The 24,534-nt window shown below is 64.2% G+C and carries 25 protein-coding genes and 1 riboswitch; of the genes, 9 read left to right on the top strand and 16 right to left on the bottom strand.

Features of this window, described 5'->3' with window-relative positions:
- Positions 1-82: 82 nt before the first annotated feature.
- Together UP10_RS45460 and UP10_RS30260 are read right to left on the bottom strand one after the other, a co-directional pair.
- Entirely contained in the window at positions 83-238 is a 156-nt protein-coding gene (locus UP10_RS45460; protein WP_197086919.1) for a hypothetical protein, read from the bottom strand.
- A 116-nt stretch (positions 239-354) separates the two neighbouring features.
- Positions 355-2,631 (bottom strand): TonB-dependent receptor, encoded by a 2,277-nt coding sequence (locus tag UP10_RS30260; protein WP_044590894.1) that lies wholly within the window; start codon positions 2,629-2,631, stop codon positions 355-357.
- Positions 2,632-2,742: 111 nt separating this feature from the next.
- A riboswitch (cobalamin riboswitch) is annotated at positions 2,743-2,940 on the bottom strand.
- 111 nt (positions 2,941-3,051) lie between these two features.
- Between UP10_RS30260 and UP10_RS30255 the strand changes: the two genes are divergently transcribed.
- From UP10_RS30255 to UP10_RS30245, 3 genes are read left to right on the top strand one after another with little or no spacing between them, the layout of a single operon-like run.
- Positions 3,052-4,095, top strand: a complete 1,044-nt coding sequence (locus UP10_RS30255; RefSeq protein WP_044590829.1) for a FecCD family ABC transporter permease — start codon at positions 3,052-3,054, stop codon at positions 4,093-4,095.
- Positions 4,092-4,865, top strand: coding sequence for an ABC transporter ATP-binding protein (locus UP10_RS30250; RefSeq protein ID WP_044590828.1), 774 nt, complete (start codon positions 4,092-4,094; stop codon positions 4,863-4,865). Before UP10_RS30255 ends, UP10_RS30250 begins: the two co-directional genes overlap by 4 nt.
- Positions 4,865-5,698: an ABC transporter substrate-binding protein gene (locus UP10_RS30245; protein WP_044590827.1), complete on the top strand. Its 834-nt coding sequence runs from the start codon at positions 4,865-4,867 to the stop codon at positions 5,696-5,698. Before UP10_RS30250 ends, UP10_RS30245 begins: the two co-directional genes overlap by 1 nt.
- Before the next feature lie 96 nt (positions 5,699-5,794).
- Here UP10_RS30245 and UP10_RS30240 read toward each other — a convergent pair whose 3' ends face one another.
- The 9 genes from UP10_RS30240 to soxX form a co-directional block, all read right to left on the bottom strand.
- Positions 5,795-6,835: an MBL fold metallo-hydrolase gene (locus UP10_RS30240; RefSeq protein ID WP_044590826.1), complete on the bottom strand. Its 1,041-nt coding sequence runs from the start codon at positions 6,833-6,835 to the stop codon at positions 5,795-5,797.
- A gap of 114 nt (positions 6,836-6,949) precedes the next feature.
- The gene (locus UP10_RS30235; RefSeq protein ID WP_044590825.1) at positions 6,950-7,393 is read right to left on the bottom strand and encodes a DsrE family protein; all 444 of its coding nucleotides are present in this window, start codon (positions 7,391-7,393) and stop codon (positions 6,950-6,952) included.
- 11 nt (positions 7,394-7,404) lie between these two features.
- Complete coding sequence (locus UP10_RS30230) at positions 7,405-7,863, bottom strand: DsrE family protein (protein WP_044590824.1); 459 nt, start codon at positions 7,861-7,863, stop codon at positions 7,405-7,407.
- On the bottom strand, positions 7,860-9,608 hold the full coding sequence (soxB, locus tag UP10_RS30225; RefSeq protein ID WP_044590823.1) for a thiosulfohydrolase SoxB: 1,749 nt from the start codon (positions 9,606-9,608) through the stop codon (positions 7,860-7,862). Before soxB ends, UP10_RS30230 begins: the two co-directional genes overlap by 4 nt.
- A 109-nt stretch (positions 9,609-9,717) precedes the next feature.
- Positions 9,718-10,017 carry a hypothetical protein gene (locus UP10_RS30220; RefSeq protein ID WP_044590893.1) on the bottom strand — a complete coding sequence of 100 codons (300 nt, stop codon included), beginning with the start codon at positions 10,015-10,017 and terminating at the stop codon, positions 9,718-9,720.
- Positions 10,018-10,022: 5 nt separating this feature from the next.
- On the bottom strand, positions 10,023-10,832 hold the full coding sequence (gene soxA, locus UP10_RS30215; protein ID WP_502692267.1) for a sulfur oxidation c-type cytochrome SoxA: 810 nt from the start codon (positions 10,830-10,832) through the stop codon (positions 10,023-10,025).
- A 47-nt stretch (positions 10,833-10,879) separates the two neighbouring features.
- Entirely contained in the window at positions 10,880-11,191 is a 312-nt protein-coding gene (gene soxZ / locus UP10_RS30210; RefSeq protein ID WP_044590821.1) for a thiosulfate oxidation carrier complex protein SoxZ, read from the bottom strand.
- Positions 11,192-11,212: 21 nt separating this feature from the next.
- Entirely contained in the window at positions 11,213-11,707 is a 495-nt protein-coding gene (gene soxY / locus UP10_RS30205; protein WP_044540909.1) for a thiosulfate oxidation carrier protein SoxY, read from the bottom strand.
- A 32-nt stretch (positions 11,708-11,739) separates the two neighbouring features.
- Positions 11,740-12,057 (bottom strand): sulfur oxidation c-type cytochrome SoxX, encoded by a 318-nt coding sequence (soxX, locus tag UP10_RS30200; RefSeq protein WP_502692266.1) that lies wholly within the window; start codon positions 12,055-12,057, stop codon positions 11,740-11,742.
- Between the two features lie 378 nt (positions 12,058-12,435).
- Here soxX and UP10_RS30195 point away from each other — a divergent pair, with 378 nt between their 5' ends.
- Positions 12,436-13,110 (top strand): DUF938 domain-containing protein, encoded by a 675-nt coding sequence (locus tag UP10_RS30195; RefSeq protein WP_044590819.1) that lies wholly within the window; start codon positions 12,436-12,438, stop codon positions 13,108-13,110.
- 95 nt (positions 13,111-13,205) lie between these two features.
- On the opposite strand, the gene UP10_RS30190 is transcribed toward UP10_RS30195, so the two are convergent.
- On the bottom strand, positions 13,206-15,275 hold the full coding sequence (locus tag UP10_RS30190; RefSeq protein WP_044590818.1) for a prolyl oligopeptidase family serine peptidase: 2,070 nt from the start codon (positions 15,273-15,275) through the stop codon (positions 13,206-13,208).
- Between the two features lie 183 nt (positions 15,276-15,458).
- Here UP10_RS30190 and UP10_RS30185 point away from each other — a divergent pair, with 183 nt between their 5' ends.
- The 3 genes from UP10_RS30185 to UP10_RS30175 all read left to right on the top strand — a co-directional run bounded on the left by UP10_RS30185 (position 15,459) and on the right by UP10_RS30175 (position 18,848).
- The gene (locus tag UP10_RS30185; protein ID WP_044590817.1) at positions 15,459-15,956 is read left to right on the top strand and encodes a type II toxin-antitoxin system HicB family antitoxin; all 498 of its coding nucleotides are present in this window, start codon (positions 15,459-15,461) and stop codon (positions 15,954-15,956) included.
- Positions 15,957-16,264: 308 nt separating this feature from the next.
- Positions 16,265-17,509, top strand: a complete 1,245-nt coding sequence (locus UP10_RS30180) for an MFS transporter (RefSeq protein WP_044590892.1) — start codon at positions 16,265-16,267, stop codon at positions 17,507-17,509.
- 121 nt (positions 17,510-17,630) lie between these two features.
- Complete coding sequence (locus UP10_RS30175; RefSeq protein WP_044590816.1) at positions 17,631-18,848, top strand: MFS transporter; 1,218 nt, start codon at positions 17,631-17,633, stop codon at positions 18,846-18,848.
- 2 nt (positions 18,849-18,850) lie between these two features.
- Here UP10_RS30175 and UP10_RS30170 read toward each other — a convergent pair whose 3' ends face one another.
- Positions 18,851-19,345 carry a VOC family protein gene (locus UP10_RS30170; protein ID WP_044590815.1) on the bottom strand — a complete coding sequence of 165 codons (495 nt, stop codon included), beginning with the start codon at positions 19,343-19,345 and terminating at the stop codon, positions 18,851-18,853.
- A gap of 138 nt (positions 19,346-19,483) precedes the next feature.
- Complete coding sequence (locus tag UP10_RS30165) at positions 19,484-20,029, bottom strand: carboxymuconolactone decarboxylase family protein (protein ID WP_044590814.1); 546 nt, start codon at positions 20,027-20,029, stop codon at positions 19,484-19,486.
- A gap of 165 nt (positions 20,030-20,194) precedes the next feature.
- Between UP10_RS30165 and UP10_RS30160 the strand changes: the two genes are divergently transcribed.
- Both UP10_RS30160 and UP10_RS30155 read left to right on the top strand, forming a co-directional pair.
- Positions 20,195-21,379: an acyl-CoA dehydrogenase family protein gene (locus UP10_RS30160; protein ID WP_044590813.1), complete on the top strand. Its 1,185-nt coding sequence runs from the start codon at positions 20,195-20,197 to the stop codon at positions 21,377-21,379.
- 91 nt (positions 21,380-21,470) lie between these two features.
- Entirely contained in the window at positions 21,471-22,610 is a 1,140-nt protein-coding gene (locus tag UP10_RS30155; RefSeq protein WP_044590812.1) for an acyl-CoA dehydrogenase family protein, read from the top strand.
- Positions 22,611-22,777: 167 nt separating this feature from the next.
- On the opposite strand, the gene UP10_RS30150 is transcribed toward UP10_RS30155, so the two are convergent.
- Both UP10_RS30150 and UP10_RS30145 read right to left on the bottom strand, forming a co-directional pair.
- The gene (locus UP10_RS30150; protein ID WP_044590811.1) at positions 22,778-23,815 is read right to left on the bottom strand and encodes an amino acid ABC transporter substrate-binding protein; all 1,038 of its coding nucleotides are present in this window, start codon (positions 23,813-23,815) and stop codon (positions 22,778-22,780) included.
- A gap of 60 nt (positions 23,816-23,875) precedes the next feature.
- Positions 23,876-24,469, bottom strand: a complete 594-nt coding sequence (locus tag UP10_RS30145) for a L,D-transpeptidase (protein ID WP_044590810.1) — start codon at positions 24,467-24,469, stop codon at positions 23,876-23,878.
- Positions 24,470-24,534: the final 65 nt, after the last annotated feature.

The raw sequence follows: 24,534 nt of genomic DNA, 5'->3' as shown, positions 1-24,534 counted from the left end.
CGTGCCGCCAAACGAACGGCGGTCGCTATGGGTCCCGGCCTGCGCCGGGACGACATCGTGGTTGGGTTTCGCCATCGGCTACCTACAACGGCTCGTCATCATCGCCGGAGCGGTCGCGCTTCGGCGTGGCGATGTCGCCGTCCTCGTAATCGTCGTCAGCCGGTGACGGCGGCGGCGGCTTCTTTGATTTGTCGACGGGCTTGTCGCCGCCTTCGGTCTTTTTCCCGGCTTTGCCCATGCGTTTCCCCTGCGCGTCGCGTGTGATCGCGTCGTGCGATCCTACTCCACTTGCCGGGTATGTGTAATGACGAAGATGCGGCGGGATTGCGGTCCGCCGCATCGTGTTGAGACAGCTCAGAACGTCGCGCCGGCCCGCACCATGTAGGTCCGGCCGGGGAGCGGGTAGGCCGAGAAGCGGCCCGCCGTGAAGCTGCTCGCGATCGCGTAGTCATAGTACAGCGCGTTGAACAGGTTGTTCACGCTGAGCGACCAGAAAAAGTGGTCATATTGCCCGCTGAGCTTGATATCGGCCGTCGCATTGCCAGGGATGCGGCTCTGGGTGTTGGCCTGGTCGTTGTCCATGATACGCGAGCTCCAGGCGCGCAGCGTGCCGTCGAACACCAGATAGTTCTGCCAGATATTCCAGGTCACGCCGACATTGCCGGTGTAGCGGGACACCAGCGGGACGTCGTTGCCGGCGTACATGCCTTCGCGGAAGACGGCGCGGGTGTAGGCCATGCCGCCGCGGAAGGTCACGGTGTCGCTGACCTTGAGCGAGGCGCTGGTCTCTGAGCCGTAGCGGCGGGTCGGATCAAGGTTGACATTGTAGAACAGCACTGGATTGAATTGAATCTCGTTCTCGAGATCCATCACATAGACGGTGGTCTGCACCTGGAAGCGGTTGGTCTTGACCCGGAAGCCGCCCTCGACGTCTTCCGACGTCTGGGTTTTGAGCTGGAAGTTCTGCGGCAGCGGATTGAAGAACGCATCGAACGAGGGACCCGATGCAACGCGTTCGTCGGCGCCGGGTGTGCGGAACGCGCGCGCGGCGCGACCGAATACCGAGAACGTGTCGTCGAATCGATGCTCGACACCGACATGCGCCGCATATTGCGTCTCGCTGCTGTTGAGCGGGGTTGCTTGCGCGTCGAATGCGAAGGGGGCGTTCGGGTCGTAGCGATCCCGCGCCGAGACGTTGGTGTTCTCCACCCGCGCACCATACGAGAAATCGGTGGTCGGCAGCAGCCCGATGGTCTGCTGCCAGTAACCTGCCAGTTGCTGCTGGTCGATGTTGTAGATGTGGTAGGGGTCCACGCCCTGGAAGGCGCCGCGCGACTCACGGAACGTCGTGTCGTAATAGTCGATACCGGTCAGGATCGAGGACGGCAGCCCGAAGGCCGTATTTTTTATGCTGAGGCGCGGCGTGATCGACCAGGTCTGCAGCGCGGCATCGTTGTAGGTCGACGAAAAGCTGATCGTCGGCGTCGAGCCGAAGAAGCCGCTCTGGGTGTCGCGCTGCCGCCAGCCGCCGTCGACGATCAGGTCGACGCCGTTTATCAAGGTCTTGGTGAAGCCGGTGGTGACGCCGGCGGTCTGCTGGTTGCCATAGTCGTACGGCGTGCTGGTACCCCTGCGGTCGGTCGCCAGTTCGTTGAGGCCGATCGATGGATCAACCAACCTGCCCCCGGGGAGGCCGAGCTTCTGATCGCCTCCCGTGACGGTGAGGAACGCGGAGAGGTCGGGGGTCGTGTAATTGATGTTGCCAACGGCGTTGCGCTGGTCGAGCGCATTGTTGGCGCGGTAGCCGTCGGACTTGACGCCGTTGCCATAGAACGAGGTCGACCATGGCCCGGAATTGACCGCGGCCGAGACTTCGGCCATGCGCTGGTTGAACGAGCCGACGCCGCCTTCAGCCTTGATCGACACTGGTGGTCCGCCGACACCGGTCTTGGTGACGATGTTGACCACGCCGCCGACCGCGTTGTCGCCGTAGAGCACGGCGCCGCTGTTGCCGCGGGTGATTTCGATGCGCTCGATCGAATTGAGCGGGATCGTCGAAAGATCGAAACCCGCCAGGTCGATGTCAGTTTGCCGGCGCCCGTTGATGAGAATGAGTACGTTCGGGGCGGCGAAAGCGCCGAATCCGCGGATGTCGACCGACGTCTTGGCGCCGTTCACGCCGCCGTAGAACGACTGCAACTGCACGCCAGGCACCTGCGCGATGATCTCGGACAGTGTGTGCACCGGTGAGTGCGCGATGTCGTCGGCCGTGATCACGGTCGAGGACGCGCCGACAATGGCGGAGAACTGACGTCCGCCGCCGGCTGTGCCACCGGTTCCGGTGCCCGCGCCCGTCGACGGCGTGCTCGTTCCCGTCCCGGTGCCCGTGTTGCTGGTTTGCGTGTCGCCCGGGGCCGGGCGACGCTGAGCCGGTGTCTCGTCAGCGGTCGGTTTGGCACGGGTGAGGTTCTGGTCGCCCGGCTTGGTGACCTCGATGGGGGGGAGCTGATCGGAAGGCGCGACCTGCGGGGCCTGCTGCGCCAGCGCGGAGGTCGCGCCGAGGGCCGGCACGATCATCGTCGACGCAAGAAGCAGCGCGCGGCGCCGCCGGGCTGAAGGGAGTGAAAACATAGTCTGGACCTCGGTCGACGTCAGTGGCACGTCACCGCGAACCAGTTTCACCGCCGTGCCTTGGCACGTCAGGTGAAGCTAATGTCTGTACTCCCCGACCGACATCATCGCGTGTGACCACGGCTGACGGCAGGTCTCCTGGCTCGCGGGTCGTTACCCTTTGTCGCCTTCCCAGGACCGAGTTTCCCAGTGGCATATGACAGAGGATTCACCGCATACAGTTGCGGGGGCAGCCGCGGCCTAGGGGAGTTTCCCCGCACCGCATTCCCTTTTGATCCCAATTCAGGAACCGTCCTGTTCATCTAGGGGGCGGCTGGAAACCGAGTCAATCCCGGCGGAAGTAGGGCAACGGTGGAGGGGGTACGGTTTTTGTCGAGTGTCGCTTGTCTGCCACTGTAATCGCTGTATGAGCATGGCGCGATGAGCGTGCAGGATTTTGCCTTGGCGGCCGAGGTCGCGGCGCGGCGGCGTTTTGGCGCGACCGCGGCGCTCGCCGCGCTCGTGGTTCTGCTGGTGCTGATCTCGCTCGGCATCGGGCCGGTGCGGCTGTCGCCGCTCGCGGTGATTGAGGCGCTGTTCGGCGGGGCTACCGAGGTGGCGCAGGTGATCGTGCGCGAGATCCGCCTGCCGCGCACCATTCTCGCGTTTGCGATCGGCGGCATTTTGGGATTGTCGGGCGCGGCCCTGCAGGGGCTGTTGCGCAATCCGCTGGCCTCGCCGTCGCTGTTCGGCGCGCCGCAATCGGCCGCGTTCGGCGCGGTGCTGGTGATCGCGCTGGGGCTGGCCGACGTGCGCTCCTACGCGCTGCCCGTGGCCGCGATCATCGCGGCCTTCGTTTCGGTGTTCGCGTTGCTGGCGATCGCCGGCCGCAATGCCGGGCTGTTGATCCTGATCCTGTCGGGGTTGGCGATCTCGAGCTTCGCGGGTGCTGCGACCGCACTGGTGATGAACCTCTCCAGCAATCCGTTCGTGGTGCTGGAGATCGCGTTCTGGCTGCTCGGCTCGCTGGAGGACCGCAGCTTCCAGCATGTCGCGCTGGCATTGCCCTTCATTATTGCCGGTGCGGTCATCCTGCTGAGCCAGGCAAGTGCCTTCCGCGCGCTGACGCTCGGCGAAGAAGCCGCGCGGAGCCTCGGCGTCGATGTCGGGCGGCTGCGGCTCCTGGTGATCTCAGGCGTGGCGCTCGGTGTCGGCGGCGCGGTCGCTGTCACAGGCACGATCGGCTTCATCGGCCTGATCGCGCCGCATCTGATGCGCCCGGTGATCGGCCACGATCCGGCGCGCCTGCTGGTGCCGAGCGCGCTCGCCGGTTCTGCGCTGTTGCTCGCGGCCGACATCGCGGTTCGTATCATCCCCTCGACTTCGGACATCAAGGTCGGCGTGCTGACGTCGATCATTGGCGTGCCGTTCTTCCTCTATCTGATCATGCGCGAGCGCCGCGCGCTCGGCGGAGGCGTGGCATGACGCTGCTCTCCGCAACCGGCCTCAATGCCTCGCTCGGCAAAAGGAAGGTCCTGCACGACATCTCGCTGTCGCTGTCACCAGGCCATCTGGTTGCGCTGGTCGGCCCGAACGGCGCCGGCAAGACAACGTTGCTGCGTGCGCTGGCCGGGCTGATCCCGTCCGATGGCGAGATCAGGATTGGCGGTGACGCGCTGTCCTCGCTGTCGCTGCGCGAGCGTGCCAAACGCTTCGCCTATCTGCCGCAGGGTCACATGGTGCATTGGCCGCTGCCGGCGCGCGACATCGTTGCGCTCGGGCGCTATCCGCATGGCGCGACCGATCCGGCGCGACTGTCGCCCAGGGATATGGACGCGGTGTTGCGGGCGATGCAGGCGGTTGACGTGACGGCGTTCGGCGATCGCCGCGTCACCGAACTCTCCGGCGGCGAACGCAGCCGCGTCGCGCTGGCCCGCGTGCTGGCGGTGGAAGCGCCGGTGATTCTCGCCGACGAGCCGACCGCGTCGCTCGATCCACGCCACCAGATCGACGTGATGCAGAATTTGCGCAACGTCGCCGACAAGGGCGTGCTGGTGATCGTGGTCACCCACGATCTCGGGCTTGCCGCGCGCTTTGCCGATCAGGTGCTGGTGCTCTCGGAGGGACGGCTGGCCGCGCAGGGCGTGCCGATGGAGGCGCTGTCGGAAGCCGTGATGGCTAACGTGTTCCGGATCAGCGCCTATCGCGCCGAATATCAAAGCGAGGCCGTCATCGTGCCATGGGCGGATGTTTGATGCGCGGGTGGCTCGCAGCGCTCGCCGTTGCCGCCTGGGCGCTGTCGTGCAGCACATCGCAGGCGGCCGGACCGCGCATCGTCTCGATGAATGTTTGCAGCGACCAGTTGCTGCTGTCGCTGGCCGATCCGGACCAGATCCTCGGCCTCAGCAAATTCTCGCGCGATGCTTGGCAATCCTGGGCAGCCGGCGAGGCGCGGCGCTATCCGATTCTGTCCGGCGGGGCCGAGGACGTGCTGGTCGTCAGGCCCGATATTGTCGTGGTCAGCCTGTTCGACAAGCGCACGACGCGCGATCTGCTCAAGGCCAAGGGGCTGCATCTCGTCGAGTTCACGGTGCCGCGCACGCTGGACGAGGTGAAGGACCAGATCCGCGAGATGGGCGACGTAATCCAGCACCCGGATCGCGCGAGCGCCGAGATCGCGCGCCTCGATGCCGCGATGGCCCGCGCGCGGGCTGCGGTGACCGATCATCATTATAGCGTGCTGCCGCTGGCGCGGCGCGGCTGGGTGTCCGGCGCGGACAGCCTGGTCAGCTCGCTGCTGACACAAACCGGCCTGGTCAATGCCGCCGGCGAACTCGGTCTGGATTCGGGTGGATTTGCCTCATTGGAGGCGATCGTGAAGCTGCGGCCGGATTTCATCCTGGTGTCGGAGGCGGGCGATCGCGCCGAGGATGATGGCCGCGCCTTCCTGCTGCATCCCGCACTGGAGCGCTTCTATCCACCCGACAAGCGCATCGTGCTGCCGGAGCGGCTGACCGTATGCGGTGGTGTGATGCTGGCGGATGCGCTGGACCGGCTGACGGCGGAGTTGAAACGGGTGGGGCGGTGATTATTGCCGGTCATTCCGGGTTGGTGCGTTCGCACCAGACCCGGAATCTCGAGATTCCGGGTTCGATGCTACGCATCGCCCCGGAATGACGGGGACCTACCCCCGCACCACGGGCCCACCGGCCTTCTTCCAGGCGTCGATGCCGCCTTCGATATGCGCAGTATTCGCAAGGCCCGCCTTCTTCGCGGCGGCCACGGCCATCGCCGAGCGTTCGCCGAAGGCGCAGAAGAACACGACGCGGCGGCCGGTTGCGGCGGCGACCTCGCGCAGCATGCCGCCGGGCCGCAGGTTGTCGCAGATCGCAGGATAGGGTGCGTGCAGCGCGCCGGGGAGCATGCCGTGTTTTGTTCGTTCGCCGCTCTCGCGCAGATCCACCAGCAGGATGTCGGGCCGGCCGAGGCTGGCGATGGCGTCGCATGCTGACAGCGCGAGGCCTTCCCTGGCGAGCTCGTCCTGGTGCAGGCCGACATGCATATTGGCCGGCAACACGACGTCCATCAGCTTCGGGTTCGGCAGATTGAGGTTGTTCATCAGCTCGACATAGTCGTCGATCGATTTGACCTGCAGCCGCGGATTGTAGCGCTTCTCCTCGCCGATGGTGGAGACGGTGTCGCCCTTGTAGTCATGCGCGGGGAATACCATCGTCTCCTCGGGCAGCTTCAGGAGGCGATTGAATATCGAATCATATTGCGCCCGCGCGCTGCCGTTCTGGAAATCGGTGCGGCCGGTGCCGCGGATCAACAGCGTGTCGCCGGTGAACACGCGATCGCCCATCAAATAGCTGTAGGAATCGTCGGTGTGGCCGGGCGTGTACATCGCCTCCAGGCACAGGCCCTCGATCGTCACCCTGTCGCCGTCGGCGACGCGCATCGACACCACGTCGGCCTTGCTCTGTTCGCCCATGATGGTGATGCATTGGGTGCGGTCGCGCAGCTCGGCAAGTCCCGTGACGTGATCGGCGTGCAGATGGGTGTCGACCGCCTTGACCAGCCGCAGGTCGAGCTCCTGCAGCAGCTTGCAGTAGCGGTCGGCTTTCTCCAGCACGGGATCGAGGATCAGCGCCTCGCCGCCGGCCCGGCTGGCGAGCAGATAGCTGTAGGTGCCGGAAACGCTATCGAAGAGCTGACGAAAGATCATGGCGGCTGCCGCGTGCTCAATTGAGTCTCGCGGAGGATATTATTCTATAATCCGGTCACTCTCAAATGATATTCATCTCCAAAATAAGGGTAACTCGAAGACAATGTCCTCCGGTCAGGGCCGGACGTAGCTCCAGCCCTGCTCCTGCAGTTCCATCAGATGGACCACCCCTGACGGAACGATAGTGGCGTCCGGCACCACCGAAATCGCGTGGCCCTCGGCCTTTTCCATGCCCTGCTTGGTGTTGTTGCAGGCGGAAAACTGGATCTTGCCGGGGAAGACCATGTCCTTGAGCCGCCTGATGCGGTCCTGCACCGGTGACGTGTCGCTGCGCAGCATGTGCAGCCCGGGGCCGTAGGCGACGATGTCGATGTCCACGTCCTCGTTTTTCGCGCGGTAATATTCGATGACGTTGGTGGCATTGTTGAGCGCGAGATTCATCACCTGCGGGTCGTTCTGGTCGACCTGGATCGCGACGTGATGCGGCTTGTCGGCGGCAAGTGCGCCGGTTGCGAGCACGAGTGAGAGTGCTGCAGCGGCAGCAAGACGGCGAAGCATGACGAAACTCCTCAGGGACGAACCAGCGTGTAGCCGTTCTCGGTCAGCAGCAGGATCTGCGCGACGCCGACCTGCACCGGTGTGGCGGCGGGAATGTAATCCGGCCGCTTGCCGGTCTCGCGCTCGATGGTGTCGACGGTGTTGAGGCAGATGTCGACCCGTGCGCCCTGCGCGACCAGGCTTTCGACCAGCTTGCGGCTCGGATTATCAGGCTTGAGCAGCTCGATGCCCGGGCCGAAGGCGACGATCTCGATCGCGACTTTATCTGGATCGTAGTGCTTCATCAGATTGTTGGCGACGCTGATGACGAGGCCCTGCTTTCTGGAATCGCTGTCGGAGAGCTGCAGCACGATCTTGTGCTCGGCGAACGGCTTGTCCTGGAGCAATGGTGCCTGCTGGGCGCGGGCGACCGGCGCCGCGAACGCTATCAACGCGAAGCAAAGCGCGGTGGTGGTTAAGCGCCGCATCATCCGTGCCTCGCAATGCCAGGATTGTCCTCGACGCCCCTGAGCGTCACGGCCGGTTCGTCACGGTTCGGCGGCCGGCCGGCGCGCAGATGTTTTGCGACGACATCCCACACGGGCGCGCCGCTTTGTTCGTTGACAGAGGCCCAACCCGCCACCTTGTAGCTCTTGCCGGATTCGAGTGTCTTGCCGTTCGCGAGCTTGAGTTCGGAGATACGTTTTCCGACGGCTTCCGCTGGCGTGCAGCTGTAGGCGAGGCCGCCGGCGCGGACCATGTCACCGCCCTGCTGGTAATAGGGATCGGCGTTGAACAGATTGTCGCAGACGTCTTCCAGCACGTCCTTGATCTGGGCGCCGGTCATGGCGGAAACGTAAGTCTCGGGATAGGTGATCGCGGTTTCCGACAGCACATCTTCCATGGTCAGTGGCTGGCCGGCCAGCGTGGTGAGGCCCCAGCGGAAACCGGGCGACAGCGCGATCTCGGCATTGAGCTCGTTGAGCAGCGCGTCGCAGATCAACTGATCGACGGTGCCGGAGAAATTGCCGCGGCGGTAGAGCAGGCGGTCGGCGGAGGCGAGCTTGTCGCTCCAGTCGTCGGCATGCGGCTCGCGCATTTTGTCGATCAGCGCCTGCATCGCCGGATCGGGCTTCAGCAGCTCCGAGAACACCGGCAGCAGCTTGTAGCGGACGTTGGCGACCTTGCCCTTGGCGAGGTCGAGATCGAGCACGCCGAGGAATTTGCCGTTCGAGCCGGCGTTGGTAACCAGCGTGATACCGCCGGCATTGGTCACCGTGATCGGCAGCGGAATCGCATCATGGGTGTGACCGCCGAGGATCACGTCGATGCCGGTGACGCGGCTCGCAAGCTTGAGGTCGACATCCATGCCGTTGTGCGACAGCAGGATCACCGCCTCGACGTGATCATTGTTGCGGTGGCCGTCGACGAGCTTCTGCAACTCCTCTTCGCGGATGCCGAATGTCCAGTCCGGCGTGAAGCGCTTGGGATGCGCGATCGGCACGTAGGGAAAGGCCTGGCCGATGATCGCGATGCGATGGCCGCCGATCTCCTTGATCGTGGACGGCTGGAAGACGCGGCGTGCGGCCGGATCGAACGCCTTGGCGTCGTTGAAGGCTGCTTCCTCGGTCAGGAACACGTTCTGCGCCAGGAACTCGCCCTTGAAGCGGGCGAGATTGTCGCGCAGCGCCGGTTCGCCATAGGTGAATTCCCAATGGCCGGTCATTGCTTCGATGCCGAGCAGATTCGCGGCCTCGACCATGTCGGCGCCCTTCATGACATTGGACAGGCCAGTGCCCTGCCAGAGGTCGCCGCCATCGAGCAGCAGCGCGCGGCGCTCGCCGACATCGGCACGCAGTCTGTCGATCAGCGTCTTCAGATGCGCAAAGCCGCCGAGCTTGCCGAAGCGGCCGGCGGCCTTCTCGAATCCGGCGCAGGTGAAAGCATAGGCATCGGCGCTGTCGGGCCGGATGCCAAAGCGGTCGAGGAACGCCTTGCCGACCAGATGCGGCGGCTGGCCGGTCATCGCACCGACTCCGAGATTGACGCTCGGCTCGCGGAACAACACCGGCCGGAGCTGCGCATGGGTATCCGTCATGTGCAGGATGCGCGCATTGCCGAAGCGCTCGAGATCGTAGACGCCGCTCGTCTCGGCACTGTGGGCAAGCCGCGGCAGGCCGGCCGTCAGCGTTGCGGCTGCTGTTGCTCTCAGGAAATCCCGGCGGCGGATTCTCATCACTCTCCCAGCATTTGGTTTAAGGCCACGCGGGCGGTGGTAGGGCTCTCTCCCCCACAAGGGGGGAGGGAACCCTTTCGCCGGTGCCTCCCTGACTCCCGCGCATCCCTCAGCGAATTTCCATGTCTTTCCAGCGTTCCTTTTCGCTGGTGGCCTGGAAGATCGATGCCTTTGCCAATGCTTCGGCTTCCTTGGCCTGCGCGATCGCGCCATCAAAGTCGCCGGCGTCGCCGGCCTTTTTCGCCGCTGACAGTGTCGAGGCCGTCGTGGTCCACTGGTTGCGCAGGGCGCCGGCTTCCTTGTTGGCGGCATCAGCCGCGGCATAGGCCGCCTTGTAGTCGGCCTCGGAGGCAGCGAATGCGCTCGCGCCGTTCGTAATCAGCAGCACCGAAGCTGCAAACACTCTCATGATCGTCATGGCCGCGCTCCCGGGCCGGAGATCGGCAGTCCATTGCTGACATAGGACAGGTAATATTCGAGATTGCGATACTCGTCGTCCTGCGGATCGAGCGGCACGCCGCGGATCTGGCTGTTGCAGGTGGTGAAGCGGCGGCTGGTGGTGCCCATGCCCGACCATTCCGAGCGATAGATCGGCATCGCGTTCAGAATCCCGAGCGCCGGCGCCAGCACCTCGGCGCGGATCCGCTCGCCCGGGCTTTGCACGTGGCAGGTCGCGCAGGAGAAGTTGAGCTGACCGCGGCGGGTGTAGAAATATTCCTTGCCCTTCTGGTAGGCGTCCAGCGCGCGCGGATCGTTCGGAATCTTGATGTCCATCGGCTTGCCGCGCGAGGTAAAGGCCATATAGGCGGTGAGTGCCGCCATGTCGTCCTTCACATAAGAGAACGGCGCCTCGCCATTGGCCTCGCGGCAGCGATTCAGCGCGAGCTCGAGCGTGACGACCTTGCCTTCTTTCTCGTCAAAGTAAGGATAGGTCTGGCGGATGGCGATGCCCTGGTTCGGGAAGCAGTCCGCGTAGGTTTTGCCGTTCTTGAACGGCTTCGAAAACATCTCCTTGCCGGCCTCGAGCGAGAACTCGTAGGGCGGGAAGTCCTCTTTCTCGACCCACTGCTTGTGCAGGTCCTCATTCATCGAATACGGACCGTTGACGAAATCCTCAGGCTTCAGCTTGGGATATTTGTCGGTGAAGAATTTCTGGAACACCGCCTTGTCGGTGACGGGATCGATGCTGTCGGCCGCACGCCCAGCCGGCGCAAACGCCAGCATGCCGAGCGCAAGCACGGCCGCGGACGCACGGATGGTCGAACCCAGCATCATTGAATCTTCGCCGTGGTGGTGTCGGTGGCGCCCTTGCTGTCGACCCAGCTGATCTTGAGATCGTCGCCCTTCTTGCCACCCTTGAATGCGAACTTCACATAAGGGTCCTTGGAGACCGCCGGCCCCCAGTCGGCGACGAACACCGGCTTGCCATCATATTCGAAGGTCAGCTCCTGGATGAAATGCGGCGGGACCAGGTTGCCCTGCGCATCCTTGACGAAGCCGGAGTCCATCGGATGCTGGATCAGCGCCTGCACCTCGGTGGTGTCGCCGTTTGCGGTCGCGCGCACACGAATGCTTGAAGCCATCGGACACTTCCCTGTTTGAGTTCAGCCGCCGCAGCCGCCGACGGTGACCTTGACTTCCTTGGTGGTGCTGTAGAGCTTGCCGCCCGCCTCGACGATCGCGGTGACGTTGGTGGTCTTGGCCATCTTCAGGCGATTGGCGACGCTCGGCAGCGTGCCCGCCGGGATCTTGTAGCTGGCCGCCAGCGCGTTCGGATTTTCTGCGACCAGGAATGAGATCGAGGTTACGTCGGAGAGCGTCGTCGTGACCGAGATCGGCACGACAGCGCCGTTCTCGGCGATTTCAGGCGCATCCATCTTTACCTTGTCGGATGGTTCGGCGGTCCTGCCATAGAGCGCCTTGATCGCGTCGGCCTCGCTCTTCTGCTTGAATGCGTCCTCTGGATATTTGTCGTTCGCGGCCGCCAGCGCCCGCGGGACGTCGAAGGGCATGACGCCGAGGCCGATCAGCGCGGTGACGCCGATGCCCTTCAGCACCAGGCGGCGCGTTTCGGAAAACTCCCTGGTCGTGGTGCTCATTCCAAAAATCTCCTCAAGCGACCGTCGCGGCGTCACAGTGTTTGCAGGAAATCCACCACCGCGCTGATCTCCTGCTCGGACAAAATCCGGTTTCGTCCGAACGGCGGCATCACGGTCAGCGGGTTGCGTTTGGTTTCGTCGGTGACGATCGCGATCAGATCGTCGCGGCTGTATTTGGCCTTGAGGCCGGTCAGCTCCGGGCCGATCGTCCCGGGCAGGTCGCCGCCCTTGATCACATGGCAGGTCAGGCAATTGCCCTTGCCGCGGTCGAAGGCGAGCTTTTGGCCCTCGGCGGCCGATTGGGCCTGCGCTGGGCCGGCCACTGCTGCGCCTGCCAGCAGCGCCAGGATGAGGGCCGGCTTGGAGAAGTTGGCGATCAAAGGCGTTTCCCGGGCTTATGTCTCGATGATCCCTTCGCAATATAGAAGGTGGAAAGCACAAAGGCCACCGGCTGGCAATGTGCAGAATGGCAGTGGGGACGCGGGTTGTCCGTGTACGCAAAATCATACCTGTCACCCCCGCGCAGCGGCTTTGCCGCTGTCGCTGGAGGAGGCCGCTTCTTCAGCGGCCCTCGAAGGGTCGACGGCCCGGTCGCTGGCCGTGCATCCTTCGAGACGGCCGCGTTGCGGCGTCCTCAGGATGACGGGTTAGATAGTGTCGCCATGCCGGTTCCGCTTTTGCCCAATGTCGCTGCGCGGTCTACAACCGGCCGACCAGAGGAGATTGCGGTGGCGGAATTTGTGGTGGAGTTCGGCAAGGATGGCAGCCCGATCGAGGCGGACGGGCGGCTCGATGCCGCCGCGTTCCACCGCAACCATCAGCCGATCTGGGCCGTGCTGAACGGCTTCCTCGCCGGTCAATCCGGCGACGTGCTGGAGGCCGGCAGTGGCACCGGCCAGCATGTCGTGCATTTCGCAGGCCATACGCCCGACATCATTTGGTGGCCGAGCGACCTCCACGCCGCGCATCTCAGAAGCATCGAAGCCTGGCGCGCGCATACAGGCCTTGCCAACATCCGGCCGCCGCAGCGGATCGATCTGTCCGATCCGGCGTGGTCGCCCGCGCCATCCGATGGCCGCGGTCCGGACAAACTGCTTGCGATCTTCTGCGCCAACGTGATCCACATCGCGCCGTGGCCTGTCGCGGAGGGTCTGTTCGCCGGCGCCGCGCGTCATTTGCGCGCTGACGGGCGGCTGTTCCTCTATGGTCCGTTCAAGCGCGACGGCAAGCACACCGCGCTCGGCAACGCGGTGTTCGACACCTCGTTGCGCGACCGCGATCCGGAATGGGGCGTGCGCGACATTGCCGATATCGAGACGCTTGCGGAGCGCGTCGGCCTGAAGCTGGCCGGCACCTTCGATCTGCCCGCCAACAACATGATCCTGATGTTCGTTCGGAGCTAGTCTAGAGCGTTTTCGAGCGAAAGCCCGTCCCGGACTTGATCCGGGATGGACACCGGTTCGCGTGAAGAAAGCGCGTCAAAACAAGAATCCTGCGCTCAGGCCTCGGTATCGGCCCATCCGATCTTGTCCTTCAGGAAGGTGTAGCCGAGCGCGATGAAGGCGGCGCGCTCCTTGTTGTCCTTGCCGTAGCCATGGCCTCCGGCTGCCGGTTCGTAGAGATAGGTCTCGTAGCCCATCGCTTGCAGCTTGGCCGTCATCTTGCGCGCGTGGCCGGGATGAACGCGGTCGTCGCGCTTTGTGGTGGCAATCAGGATCGGCGGATAGGGCTGCCCGACCTTCGCGGTGTGATAGGCGGAGTAAGTTTGCAGCCAGGCCCATTCCTCCGGCTTGTCGGGATCGCCGTATTCGGCAATCCAGCTCGCGCCAGCCAGAAGTCTTGTGTAGCGGCGCATGTCGATCAGCGGAATCGTGCAGAGCAGAGCGCCGAAACTTTCAGGGTAGCGCGTCAGCATATTGGTGATCAGGATGCCGCCATTCGATCCGCCTTCCGCGGCAATCCGGCTCGCGCGCGTGACGCCGCGCCTGACCAGATCGGCAGCGACCGCAGCGAAGTCGTCATGCGCCAGCCGTTTGCCGGCATAGCGTCCGGCGTCGTGCCAGCGCGTTCCAAACTCGCCGCCGCCGCGGATGTTGGCCTGGACCGTGGTGCCACCGCGTTCCAGCCACAGCTTGCCGAGCGCTGAGCTATAGTTGGGCTTCACCGAGAGCCCGAAGCCGCCATAGGCGGTCATGTGCACCGGCGCATCGCCGGTTTCGGTCGCTGGTCCGGTCTGCACATAGGGGATCCGTTCGCCATCGACCGAGATCGCCTCGTGCTGAGTGACCACGAGCCCGTCGGCGTTGAACGTTCGCGGCGCCTGCTTGAGCAGCGCAGGACTTGCAACGCCCTCGATCAGCATCAGCGAAGGTGGGGTCAGCGGGTCCTGCACGTTGGCGAGCAGGTCGCCGTTGCTTTCGGACTCGTGCCGGTCAAGGCGCCAGACATCGACGACCCCGATCCCGGGAAGCCCTTGCAGCCTTCGTCGTGTCCAGTCATTTGCCGTGGGCGTGCAGACCTCGAAAACCGGTCGCAACTCATCCAGAATCGACAGCACCAGTTCGCCGGCGGTCCAGAAAAATCCTTGCAGCGCGCGCCGCGCGCCCGGTTCGAACACGACCGTGAAACGGCGATCGCCTGCGAGAAAGGCCGACAGCGATATGCCGAGCACGGAGTCCACTGCGTAGGTCGTCCCCGCCACCGTCCATGCCGAGCGGAGCTTGACCGCCAACCAGTCCTGCTGCGCTTCGAACAAGACATCGGTCGGCAGATCGAGCTTCGTCTTTGCGCCGGTCTCGTCACCCAGCCAGCCCTGGAAATTGAAGAAGTCGATCTGATCGATGAACCAGACGCGGGGGATGGCCCCCGTTCGATCGCCGCTGCAATATGCCGCCATATGATCGGCGGGCACTTCGAAAATCACCGGAGCCTGCTCGACAGCCTCACCGCGGTGCCAACGCCTCACGGTGCGGGCGTAGCCCGAGGACGTGACCAAGCCTCCGCCCCCCGCGCTCGACAGCAGCAGCGTATCGGCATCGGTCCATTCGGCGCCGCCTTTTGCTTCCGGAAGCACAAATCCGTCGGCGACGAAGCGCTTTGTGTCCAGGTCGAACTCGCGCAGCGTGGTGGCGTCGCTGCCGCCGCGCGACAGTCCCACGATCGCGCGCGAAGCAGCTTCAGGTGGCGCGTGCGTCCAGCCCAGCAGCCAGTCCTTGGCTTCCTCGGCGGCAAGCTTGTCGATATCCAGCAGGATTTCCCAGTCCGGATGTGGCTTGCGAAACTCTTCGAGCGTCGTCCGTCGCCAGAGGCCGCGCGGATTCGTCGCGTCCTTCCAGACATTGTAGAGCAACCCGCCGCGGCGTGTGACGTAGGGAATATTGTCCGGCCGGTCGTAAATCGCCGTCAGCGCGTCGCGATCCCGCTCGAAACGCGGTCCGCCGAATTTATCCAGCGTGCGCTGATTCTGCCGCTCGACGAAATCGAGTGCGCGTTCGCCTTCGATGTCTTCCAGCCAGAGATAAGGATCGTCATCGGGGGCGGCGAGGGTCGGCCTTTCGTCGAGGGACACAGTGTTGGCTCCGTGGACGATGAGATGGAAGGCTCGATGTACGCGGGTGCGCACGCACTGTCCATTGCGGCCGCGCGGATGATGCGGAGTTCGGCTTGCGGGTCCGGTTTGCCCTCTACCATCAATGTGTGATTTGACACACCGTTGTGTGTCAAATAGCATACTTCATCCAGGGAGGCCAGAATGAAGAGGCGGCTTTATCCGGCAGTGCTCGAGCGCGGCCCGCGGGGCGCGTTCGGCGCATGGTTTCCCGACTTTCCGGGCTGCGTGGCGGGCGGCAAATCGCAGGAAGAGGCAATTGAACGCGCCGAGCATGCACTGGCGCAGGCGGTGGATGGCTGGGCCGAGCAAGGCAAGCCGCTGCCGGAGCCGACGCCGATCGAGCGCATCGTGCCGCCCAAGGGCTCCGACGTTGCGGCCTACTTTATCGTTGGCGTGGATCCGCCCGATCCGTCCGAGCGGGTGAATGTCTATCTGCCGAAAAGCCTAATCGCGCGGATCGACAAGCGCGCCGCCGAGCTCGGCATGAGCCGCTCCAGCTTTTTCGGCTTCGCCAGCACGCTTGCGCTCGAATGGCCCGGCGGATTTCCGCGCGGCGCCCCGGTCGCGCCGCGTTCCAAGGTCCACAAGACCGGCGCGTTGCGCGCCGAGAAACGCCCAGGCAAGAAGCCGCCGCGCTAGGATCGTCGCTTCCCACCGCTCGTCATTCCGGGACGCGCCCCTTGGCGCGGGCCCGGAATCCATTGGCCCGCATGCTACATGGATGAATGGATTCTCAGATGCGCAATTGCGCATCATAGCTCTCGCTTCGCGAGCCCCGGAATGACGATGGTGGTGAGCGCAGCGTGAAAGACGCAGTCGACAGCCTGCGCCTTCCGCATGGCGTATGTCCGTTCCCGTCGGTTGATCGCTTCGCACGCGCTCTCCATAGTGCCGTTCACAAAAGCACATAACAGGCTCCCGCCGGGGCCTTCCGGGCGGAAATGCTGATGATCGACGTGACAGCTTTGGACGAGACGGCCAACGACGCGCGGGCGCGTGGCAATGTGCTGCGGCTCGCCGCGGCGCAGGCGCTGACCGGCGCCAATTCGGCCGTGATCTTCGCCACCGGCTCGATCGTCGGCTCGACGCTGGCGCCTGACATCTCGCTCGCGACGGTGCCGCTCTCGATGTATGTGCTGGGCTTGGCCGCCGGCACGCTGCCGACCGGCGCGATCTCGCGCGCTTACGGCCGGCGCGTCGCCTTCATCATCGGCACCTTCTGCGGCACGCTGACCGGCGCGCTCGGCGCCTGGGCGATCCTTCACTCGTCGTTCTGGCTGTTCTGCGGCGCAACCTTCCTCGGCGGTCTTTATGGCGCGGTGTCGCAATCCTATCGCTTTGCGGCGGCCGATGGCGCCAGCACCGCGTTTCGCCCCAAGGCGGTGTCATGGGTGATGGCAGGCGGCGTGTTCGCCGGCGTGCTCGGGCCGCAGCTCGTGCAGTGGACCATGGACATCTGGTCGCCCTATCTGTTCGCCTTCTCCTTCGTGGTGCAGGCGCTGGTCGCAATGGTTGCGATGGCGGTGTTGTCAGGCGTCGTTGCGCCGAAGCCCGCGGCCGCGGACCTGCATGGCGGCCGTCCGCTGTTCGAGATCGCGAAGCACCCGCGTTTCATCGCGGCTGCGCTGTGCGGCGTGATCGCCTATCCCATGATGAACCTGGTGATGACCTCGGCGCCGCTCGCCATGAAAATGTGCGGGCTGACTGTGAGCGATTCCAATTTCGGCATTCAGTGGCATATCGTGGCGATGTATGGCCCGAGCTTCTTCACCGGCTCGCTGATCGCGCGGTTCGGCGCGCCCGCGATCGTAGCCCTCGGGCTTGCGCTGGAGGCCGTTGCCGCGACGATCGGGCTGTGCGGCATCACTGCGCTGCACTTCTGGGCAACGTTGATCGTGCTCGGGGTGGGCTGGAATTTCGCTTTCGTCGGCGCCTCTGCGCTGGTGCTGGAAACGCACCGGCCACAGGAGCGCAACAAGGTGCAGGCCTTCAACGATTTTCTCGTCTTCGGCATGATGGCGATCGGCTCGTTTTCCTCCGGCCAATTGCTCGCGCATTACGGCTGGAACGCCGTCAACATGGTGGTGTTTCCGCCGGTGCTGCTCGGTCTTGCCGTGCTTTCACTGGCGTCATTCGCCAAGCGGCGAGCGAAATTGCGCGCGGTGGATGAAATTCCCGATCCGAGCATCTGATCAGCTGCTGCCAATTGCTGACAGTTCGATCTGCATCGAAATGATCGGCTTGCGTCGCTATTTACATCGTCAGGCCAGACAATTCCTGTCATGACGATGTGAGAAGCAAGAGCAAGAAAAAATGGACGCATCCTCATACGCCACGCCTGATGAATCCGCGCTTCGTTATGACGGCTGGCGCATCGTCGCGGTCTGCTTCCTGCTCGCGACCTTCGGCTGGGGGCTCGGCTTCTACGGGCAGAGCGTTTATGTCGCCGAATTGCAGCGACAGCACGGCTGGCCGGCGTCGCTGATCTCGTCCGGCACGACGTTCTTCTATCTGTTCGGCGCCGCGCTGGTGGCCTTCGTCAGCGAGGCGATCCGGGCGTTCGGTCCGCGCAACTGCCTGGTCGCCGGCACTTTCGCGCTGGCGGCGGCTGCGGTCGCGATCGGCGAGGTGCGCGAGCCCTGGCAGCTTTATCTTGCCAATGCGGTGCTGGCGTTCGGCTGGGCTGGCACCAGCCTCGGCATCATCACCAACACGCTCGGCCTGTGGTTCGACAAGAAGCGCGGCATGGCGATCAGCCTGGCGCTGAACGGCGCGAGCTTTGGCGGCATCGTCGGCGTGCCCTTGCTGGTCGCGGGTATCGGCGCTTTCGGCTTCTCAGGCGCGATGACGGCCGCGGCTGTGCTGCTGATCGTGCTGATGGTGCCGGTGATCTTGATCTTCGTTGGGCGGCCGCCGGTCCACCTCCATGCCGTCACGGCAGCCTCGGCGGACGCACCGTCGGCAACGCAGGTTCGCGCGCGGGCGCTGCGCGATATCAGCTTCCTGTCGGTTTCTGTCGCGTTCGCGCTGGTGCTGTTCGCCCAGGTCGGCTTCATCGTTCACCTGATCTCGTTCCTCGACCAGGTGATCGGGCGCGAGCGTGCAACGGTGGCGATGGCGCTGTTGACGGCAATGGCCGTGGTCGGCCGGGTCTCGTTCTCGTTCGTGATCGACCGGCTCAATCAGCGGCTGGCATCGGCGCTGTCCTTTGTCAGCCAGGCGATTGCACTAGTGGTCGTCATCAACGTGCACAATGATGTCGTGATGATCGCGGCCTGTGGGCTGTTCGGCTTCTCCGTCGGCAATCTGATCACATTGCCTGCGCTGATCGTGCAGCGCGAATTCGATCCGCGTTCGTTCGGCGTGCTGGTCAGCCTGATCACGGCGATCAACCAGATCACCTATGCCTTCGGTCCCGGCGTGATCGGGCTGCTCCACGATCTGTCCGGCGGCTACACGCTGCCGTTCTATGGCTGCATTGGCCTCGAATTGATCGCGGCTGTGGTGATCATGATCCGCGGCAGAAAGTAAGCTCAGGCCTGCCGCTGCTTCAGCAGATCATCCAGATCCAGCCTGCTGGTGAACATCGCAAGCTTGCCGTCCGCCGTGCGCGGCCATTCCGCCTCGGGCCGGTCCCAATAGAGTTCGACGCCGTTCTCGTCAGGGTCGCGCAGGTACAGCGCCTGGCTGACGCCGTGGTCGCTGGCGCCGTCGAGTGGGATGCCGGCGGAGCGCACGCGGTGCAGCGCGTCGGCGAGGGCCGGGCGGGTCGGATAGAGAATGGCGGTGTGGAACAGGCCGGTGGTGCCTGATGGCGGCGGATGGCCGCCTTTGCTCTCCCAGGTGTTGAGCCCGATGTGGTGGTGATAGCCGCCGGCCGAGATGAAGGCGGCAGCAGGGCCCATGCGTTGCTGCAGCTCGAAGCCGAGCACCCCGCAATAGAAGCCGAGCGCGCGCTCGAGATCGGCGACCTTGAGATGGACATGACCGATCCGTGTGCCCGCGATGATGGGGGGATTTTGCGACATGTCGTGGCTCCGTTGCGTCTGGTACCGGCGAGCCGGTGGGAAGGCGTTGCAGCAGATATAGTCCGCATTCACCGAACCAGCAGCGGCCGATCCTGAAACCCAGTGTTTCCTGAGGCGCTGCTCGCTCGGGAAGCAGCCTTAAGACAATTCCGACAATTCGCCGCCCGGCAGCTCGAATTCAAAGGTGTTCAGCGTCATCGACACCATGGTGTAGTAGCCGCACAACCCGATAATCTCGACGACGCCACGCAGGCTCAGCAGCTCGACCGCCTCGTCATACAGCGGCTTCGCCACGCCGTGGCCCTCATGCAGCGACTTGGCGACCTCGTAGATCATCCTGGCCTTGGGATCGTCGAAGGTCGGGATCCGGCGCACGCGGATGTCCTCGATGATCTTCGGGTCCATGCCGCCCTTCAGCGCCAGCCGCTTGTGGGCATACCATTCGTAATGCGCGGTCCAGTGCCGGGCGGTGACGAGGATCGCGATCTCGGAGAGTTTCGGCGGAAAAATCGTGTCGAAACGCAGCACCTCGCCGAGGCGGGTGGCATGCCGGGCCACCTCCGGGCTGTTGAGCCAGGCCATCATCGGCGCCGGCGGGGCGCCGCGCTTGCCCGAGATCGACTCGTCGTAGGTTTCTTTTTGGGCGGCGGTCATTTCGCCAGGCGAAAGCAGTTTCAGCCGCATGTCCGTTTCCTCTGGGTTTTCAAGTGCTACCGGTCTCGCCGATACACCCGATCGCGCGAGGAGACCACCGACGCCAGAGCATGGCGCGGCCGCAAGACATATTGAATTCCACGATGCGCTGGCTAAGGTCGATTCCAATTCATCGAATTCGACCGGAAACGCACCATGGCAGACCTCGAGACATTCCGCAGTGAGACCCGCGCCTGGCTGGAGCAAAATTGCCCGCCGGAAATGCGCAAGCCGATGACCTCGGATGGCGATACATTCTGGGGCGGCCGCAACACGAAATTCTCCTCTGACGCGCAGCGCGTCTGGTTCGAGCGCATGCGCGACAAGGGCTGGACCGTGCCGCACTGGCCAAAGGAATATGGCGGTGGGGGCCTCGACGGCGAGGAGGCCAAGATCGTGCGCCAGGAAATGGCTGTTATCGGCGCGCGGACGCCGCTGACCTCGTTCGGCATCTCCATGCTCGGGCCGGCGCTGTTGAAATACGGCACCGAGGAGCAGAAGAAGGAGCATCTGCCAAAGATCACCGCGGGCCTGATCCGCTGGTGCCAGGGCTATTCCGAGCCGAACGCCGGCTCCGACCTTGCCTCGCTGCAGACCCGCGCCGAGAGCGACGGCGACGACTACATCATCAACGGCCAGAAGATCTGGACGTCGTATGCGAACTATGCGGACTGGATCTTCTGCCTGGTGCGGACCGATTCCGCAGCGAAGAAGCATGATGGCATCAGCTTCATCCTGTTCGACATGGCGTCGAAGGGCGTGTCGACAAAGCCGATCCTTTTGATCTCGGGCTATTCGCCGTTTTGCGAAACCTTCTTCGACAATGTGCGCGTACCGAAGTCGCATGTCCTGGGTACCGTCAATCGCGGCTGGGACGTCGCGAAATATCTGCTGCAGCATGAGCGCGCGATGATCTCGGGCATGGGCGAGCGCGGCGTCGGTCGTCCGCTCGGTCAGATCGCCGCCGACTCGGTTGGCGCCGACGCGCAAGGCAAGCTTGACGATGCGCAGCTGCGCAGCCAGATCGCGAGCTTCGAGGTCGATGAGGCCGCGCTTGCTGCGGCTGCCGAGCGCGCGGTCGATCTCGCCAAGGCCGGGCAATCGCATCCGGCATTCTCGTCGGCGATGAAATATTACGGCACCGAGCTCAACAAGCGCCGCTACGAGATCCTGATGTCGGCCGGCGGCATCGATGCGCTGGAATGGGACAGCGAGCGCTCCAGGGGCGGCGCCCGGCCGCGCGCCTGGCTGCGCACCAAGGCCAACTCGATCGAGGGCGGCACTTCGGAGGTGATGCTCGGCATCGTCGCCAAGCGGATTCTCGATTTGCCGGGCGCATAGCGACTTGCCGTCATTCCGGGTTCGCGTCTGCGACGCGCCCCGGAATGACGAACTCGGAAATTCCCGCTTAGAACGTTAGATCGGATTCTTAATGACCCTCGTCCTCACCGAAGAACAATCCATGCTGCGCGACAGTGCGCGCGGTCTCATCAGCGACAAGGCGCCGGTGTCGCATCTGCGCCATCTGCGCGACAACAAGGATGCCATCGGCTTCTCCCGCGAACTCTGGAAGACCTTTGCCGAGATGGGCTTCTCCGGCCTGCTGGTGCCCGAACAGTTCGGCGGCAGCGGGCTTGGCTGCGTCGAGGCGGGTATTGTCATGGAGGAGATCGGCCGCACCCTGATGCCGTCGCCGTTCCTGGCGACCTCGGTGCTCGCGGCATCGGCGCTGTCGCGGGGCGGCAGTGAGGCACAGAAGGCGCAGTATCTGCCGAAGATTTCCGATGGTTCGCTGCTGGCGGCGCTTGCGATCGACGAGGGCGCAAAGCATCGCCCGCTGCAGACTGCGCTGCAGGCCACACGCTCCGGCAACGGGTTCAAGCTCTCCGGCGACAAGGCGTTCGTGGTCGATGGGCACACCGCCGATCTCCTGATCGTCGCCGCGCGCAGCGCGGGCAGCGCCGGCGACAAGAACGGGCTGACGCTGTTCCTGGTCGATCCGAAGTCAAAGGGCCTTGCTGTCGAGCGCACCGCGATGGTCGATTCGCACAATGCGGCGCGCATTGTGTTCGACAATGTCGAGGTCAACGCCGACAGCGTGCTTGGCGAAGTCGACCAGGGTTTTGCGTTGCTCGACGGCGTGCTCAATATCGGTCGCGGCGCGGTGGCCTCCGAAATGGTCGGCCTCAGCGAAGAGGTGTTCGGCCGCACCGTCACCTATCTGAAGGAGCGCAAGCAGTTCGGCAAGCCGATCGGCGAGTTCCAGGCGCTGCAGCACCGCGCAGCAGGGCTCTATATCGAGATCGAGATCACCCGCGCCGCAGTGCTGAAGGCGCTGCAGGCGCTCGATGCCAACATCGACAAGGCTGCTACCGCAGTGGCCGTTGCCAAAGCCCGCGCCGGCACCACCGCGACGCAGGCCGTGCAGGAAGGCGTGCAGATGCACGGCGGCATGGGCATGACCGACCAGTTCGACATCGGCTTCTTCATGAAGCGTGCCCGGGTCTGCCAGGAGCTGTTCGGCGACAGCAATTTCCACGCCGACCAGCTGGCGCAGGGGAAGGGGTATTGAGCGCGCCGGCGTCGCCGCATAACCGCTGTCATCGCCCGGCTTGACCGGGCCCAGTATTCCAGAGACGGTTGTGCTTGAGCAGATAAGTCGCGGCGTACTGGATCACCCGCCTTCGCGGGTGACGACAGTTGAGCACGAGGCGATAGCGGCGATTTAGGCCGCGATGCTTACCTGATCGGCGGCGCGTACTGGACGCCGCCGGCGTTCCAGAGCTGGTTCATGCCGCGCGGAATCTTCAGCTGCGAGCCGCTGCCGACGTTGCGCTCATAGACCTCGCCGTAATTGCCGACATGCTTGATGATTCGCACCGCCCAGTCCTTGGTCAGGCCAAGGTCTTCGCCATAGCTGCCCTCGGTGCCGACCAGCCGCATCACTTCCGGCTTCTTCGACTTCAGCGCCTCGTCGATGTTCTTCGAGGTGACGCCGAGCTCCTCGGCGTTGATCATGGCGTAGAGCGTCCACTTCACAATCATCATCCAGTCGTCGTCACGCAGCCGCACCACAGGCGCCAGCGGTTCCTTCGAAATGATGTCGGCCAGGATGACGTGATCGTTCGGCTTGGAGAGGTTGAGCCGCAGCGCATAGAGCTGCGAGGCATCCGACGTCAGCGTGTCGCACTGGCCGGAATCATAGGCCTTCACGACGTCCTCGAGCTTGTCGAACTTCATCTCCGTGTACTTCATGTTGTTGGCACGGAAATAGTCGGCAAGGTTGAGCTGCGTCGTGGTGTTGCCCTGCACGCAGACCTTGCTGCCGTCGAGGTTGAGCGCAGAATCGACGTTGCGCGCGCGCGGCAGCATGAAGCCCTGGCCGTCATAATAGGCGACCGCCGGGAAATACAGGTCGTAATTGGTCTCGCGCGACATGCTCCAGGTGGAGTTGCGCGACAGGATGTCGACCTTGCGGTTCTGCAATTCCTTGAAGCGCTCGCTGGCATCGAGCGGGACGAACTTCGCCTTCGACGGATCGTCGAAAATCGCCGATGCCACCGCGCGGCAGAAGTCGACGTCGAAGCCGGTCCAGTTGCCCTTGTCGTCGGGATTCGAGAAGCCCGGCAGGCCCTTGTTGACACCGCACAGCACCTCGCCGCGGCGGATGGTGCGCTTCAGTGTGCGCGTGTCGTAACGTTCATAGGTGATGGCGGCGGCCGCAACCAGCACAGCGACCGCGAGCCCGATCGTCAGGCCGCCTCGAAATGTACGCATGGATTCTCTCTCGCGAATGATCGGGAAAAAACGGGGCGGGTATCGAAAGCTGCTGGAGGTCTACAGTTCGGGCTTCTGCCGGATGATCACCTTGGTGCCGACGGGAACGCGGCTGTAGAGGTCGGCGACGTCATTGTTGACCAGGCGGAAGCAACCGGAGGAGATGGCGGTGCCGATCGTATCAGGCTGGTTGGTGCCGTGGATGCGGTAGACCGTGCTGCCCAGATACATCGCGCGCGCGCCGAGCGGATTGCCGGGGCCGCCGGCCATGAAGCGCGGCAGGTAAGGCTGGCGGGCGATCATTTCCGGCGGCGGCGTCCAGTCCGGCCACTCCGCCTTGCGGGTGATGTTCACCAGCCCCTGCCACTGAAAACCGTCGCGGCCAACGCCGATGCCGTAGCGGAGCGCGCGGCCATTGCCCTGCACGAGGTAGAGGTGGCGTTCGGCGGTTGAGATGATGATGGTGCCGGGCTGCTCGTTGCTCCGGTAGTAAACCACCTGTTTCTGCCATTCCGGATCGAGCTGGTAGCTCTCGTCGGCGATCAGGCCGGGCTCGTCGACATCGGGACGGCTCTGCGCAAAGCCCTGCGATGTCGACAGCGCCAGGGCGACCGTGGCGATCGACATCCAGACCAGGTGACGAAGTTTCGTCATGCAAAGCTCTCCTTGTGGTCGCGGCCAAGTGGTTGCTCCACCCAGATCGCGATAGTATCAAATCT

This window comes from Bradyrhizobium sp. LTSPM299 (assembly GCF_000938235.1).
In the GTDB taxonomy this organism is placed as follows: Bacteria; Pseudomonadota; Alphaproteobacteria; order Rhizobiales; family Xanthobacteraceae; genus Bradyrhizobium.
This window is presented reverse-complemented; position numbering and strand designations above follow the sequence as displayed.